Annotated in this window: 7 protein-coding genes; 5 read left to right on the top strand and 2 right to left on the bottom strand. The window is 62.6% G+C overall.

Annotation, left to right across the window (positions count from 1 at the left end; genetic code table 11):
• Positions 1–156 (bottom strand): MobA/MobL family protein (locus tag ET21_RS26895; RefSeq protein ID WP_162180679.1); only part of this gene is annotated, 156 nt, incomplete at its 3' end.
• A gap of 168 nt (positions 157–324) precedes the next feature.
• Here ET21_RS26895 and ET21_RS0102555 point away from each other — a divergent pair.
• The 5 genes from ET21_RS0102555 to ET21_RS0102535 all read left to right on the top strand — a co-directional run bounded on the left by ET21_RS0102555 (position 325) and on the right by ET21_RS0102535 (position 1768).
• Positions 325–600, top strand: coding sequence for a hypothetical protein (locus ET21_RS0102555; protein WP_030538461.1), 276 nt, complete (start codon positions 325–327; stop codon positions 598–600).
• Positions 593–1030, top strand: coding sequence for a hypothetical protein (locus tag ET21_RS0102550; RefSeq protein ID WP_030092979.1), 438 nt, complete (start codon positions 593–595; stop codon positions 1028–1030). Before ET21_RS0102555 ends, ET21_RS0102550 begins: the two co-directional genes overlap by 8 nt.
• A 63-nt stretch (positions 1031–1093) precedes the next feature.
• Complete coding sequence (locus tag ET21_RS0102545; RefSeq protein WP_037470143.1) at positions 1094–1369, top strand: BrnT family toxin; 276 nt, start codon at positions 1094–1096, stop codon at positions 1367–1369.
• Positions 1356–1586 carry a BrnA antitoxin family protein gene (locus ET21_RS0102540; protein ID WP_037470142.1) on the top strand — a complete coding sequence of 77 codons (231 nt, stop codon included), beginning with the start codon at positions 1356–1358 and terminating at the stop codon, positions 1584–1586. Before ET21_RS0102545 ends, ET21_RS0102540 begins: the two co-directional genes overlap by 14 nt.
• A 2-nt stretch (positions 1587–1588) precedes the next feature.
• Positions 1589–1768, top strand: coding sequence for a transcriptional regulator (locus ET21_RS0102535; protein WP_090423504.1), 180 nt, complete (start codon positions 1589–1591; stop codon positions 1766–1768).
• 126 nt (positions 1769–1894) lie between these two features.
• Here the strand turns inward: ET21_RS0102535 and ET21_RS26890 are convergent, their stop codons facing one another.
• Positions 1895–2074 carry a hypothetical protein gene (locus ET21_RS26890; RefSeq protein ID WP_184205156.1) on the bottom strand — a complete coding sequence of 60 codons (180 nt, stop codon included), beginning with the start codon at positions 2072–2074 and terminating at the stop codon, positions 1895–1897.
• Positions 2075–2303 lie beyond the last annotated feature (229 nt).

Raw genomic sequence — 2303 nt, 5'->3', positions numbered from 1 at the left:
CGCGCTATGCTCGACGCCCTGCTTGCGGGTGTAATCGTGGACGAGGCCGGTGCGCTCGTCCGTGATTTCGACGCCCGCACGATAGGCCGCCGCCGCCGTCGCGCTGCGACCGGCGGAACGGCCTATCGTCTTCACCGCAAGATGGAAGCTCGCCATCGCCGCGCCCTACCTTTGCCATGCGGGAGCATGGCGCGGGCGATAGCCCGCTGGGGTTCAGGGGTATCCCCTGACGCACGCAAACGCAAGTTTGCATAAGTGCGCCCTTCCTCTCTTTCGTTCGGTCGGGTCCGCTGCTATCAATATCGCACAGCGAAAGGATTGACCATGGCCGCTCCAACGCCAGAGGCTATCGAAAATGCCCGCCGCAGGGTCGATCAGGCCAAGGCCCGGTTGCAGGCACTGGAAGCCCGCGCCGCCACCCTGAACCGCAAGGCCGATGCCCGCCGCAAGATCATCCTCGGCGGCCTGCTCCTCGATGCCGCCATGAAAGACCCCACATGGGAATCCCGCCTCACTGACCTGCTGGACCGGATCAGCCGCGATCAGGACCGCAAGGCGTTCGAGGGCTGGACCTTCAAGGGTGGCCCCGCCGATGCCTGATCCCTTCGACCCTGCCGAGTTCGACACTCCGCCCCCCACCGATCCCGGCGCGGACTATCGCACCCTGCTCGACGCCATGCGAAAGGCCGGGGCCGAAGGGGTTGCCCAGCAGGTCGCCGCCCTGTCCCGCCAGATCGAGCAGGACGCCCGCCAGCGCGCCGAATGGACCGCACAGTCAGGCGCAGGGGTCGATGCCCTCCACCGGGCCGCTGGACAGCTTCAGCGGATCAGCGCCGGGGTCTGGTGGGATCGCCTGAAGGAATGGATCGCCGCCGCCATGATCGGGCTGGGCCTGATCTTCGCCGCGGCCCTCGCCTATCGCTGGGCGCAGGAACCCAAGATCGAGCGCCAGTTATACGGATGCACCGCACGATGGGACGCCAAAGCCCAGACCTGCAAGGGCAAGTGGGTGCCGTTGCAGGCGAAATAGGGCAGCAATTTATGGGTGCACAAAAAATGTTGTCCGCCCGATTTAATGGGTGTACAAAATATCATGGAAATCGAGTTCGACCCGGCCAAGGATGAAGCCAATATCGCTAAGCATGGCCTATCCTTACAGGCTGCGGAACGGTTCGATTGGGACACGGCGTTTGAGCGCGAGGATGATCGCTTCGATTATGGAGAGGTCCGCTTCGTCGCCCTGGGCATGATCGGTGATCGCCTGCACGTGCTGGTGTTCACCGAGGGCTCTCATGACGATGCGATCCGCGCTATCAGCCTGCGTCCGGCAGAAAAGCACGAAGCGAGGTTCTATTATGGCCAAGTTTGACCCTGAAATTCACGACGACAACCCGCCGATGGATGCCGCCTTCATGGCCGGGATGAAGCCGTCCCGGCGTGGGCGTCCCAAGTCGGAAGACCCCAAGGTCGAGGTAAAAATCCGCTTGGATGCAAAGACGGTGGAGCATCTGCGCGACAGCGGCCCCGGGTGGCAGACCCGTGTAAACACCCTGCTCGGCCAGCTTGTGGCGACGGGGCAAATCTGATCGTGGACCGCACGCAAGCCCGCGAGAGCTTCAAGGCCGAAGCCCTCGCCTCATGGGCCGAATATCGGGAAACCGGGCTGCACCTGACCGGCGAGGAAGTAGCCCGCTGGCTCGATAGCTGGGGCACTGCTGGCGAGGGCGAATGTCCGCCCTGCCATCTGCGCGAAACCGAACGCCCCTGATTTGCCCTCTGGTGCCCGTTAGGGCACCGCCAAGCCCTTGGGTACTCGCGACCTACCCTCAGAGGCTCCCTATGCTCTACGGGCCGGAAATCGCCTCTTACATCCCCTGATAGCCATTTACGGCCTCTAGTCTTGCTTTGGCGTAGGTGAAGCAGGCCAATGCTGGCGTTCATACGCATCGACCAGTGTTGCCAACACATCGAGACGGTCCTCATCTGCGCTGCCTGCTTCCGCATCCCAGAGTGCGCGGATTTCATCAACTGCCGCCCGGTAGTCGGCGTCGGTTTGGATCGGGCTGCTACCCATCGGCTTGTTCTTCCAATGACGCGCGCCGCGACCAGCGGCGCTCAATTTTCAGTGTGTGTCTGCCGTCAGTGTCTAGTCTCAGTGTCAGTGTCTGTTCCAGACTCTGAGACTAGACACTGACACTGTAGGCTAAAAGGATACACGCCGGAGGGTAAAAAGGTACACGCCGGAGGGTAAAAGGATACACGCCGGAGGGTTCGGGGATACACGCCGGAGGGTTCGGGGATAC

This window comes from Sphingobium sp. DC-2 (assembly GCF_000722555.1).
GTDB lineage: Bacteria > Pseudomonadota > Alphaproteobacteria > Sphingomonadales > Sphingomonadaceae > Sphingobium > Sphingobium quisquiliarum.
The sequence above is the reverse complement of the archived record's forward strand: the minus strand, read 5'-3'. Positions and strand labels throughout refer to the sequence as shown.

Excerpts from the sequence above, each read along its gene's own strand:
- ET21_RS0102555 (WP_030538461.1), top strand. The coding sequence starts at position 325 with ATGGCCGCTCCAACGCCAGAGGCTATCGAAAATGCCCGCCGCAGGGTC.
- ET21_RS0102550 (WP_030092979.1), top strand. The coding sequence starts at position 593 with ATGCCTGATCCCTTCGACCCTGCCGAGTTCGACACTCCGCCCCCCACC.
- ET21_RS0102545 (WP_037470143.1), top strand. The coding sequence starts at position 1,094 with ATGGAAATCGAGTTCGACCCGGCCAAGGATGAAGCCAATATCGCTAAG.
- ET21_RS0102540 (WP_037470142.1), top strand. The coding sequence starts at position 1,356 with ATGGCCAAGTTTGACCCTGAAATTCACGACGACAACCCGCCGATGGAT.
- ET21_RS26890 (WP_184205156.1), bottom strand. The coding sequence starts at position 2,074 with ATGGGTAGCAGCCCGATCCAAACCGACGCCGACTACCGGGCGGCAGTT.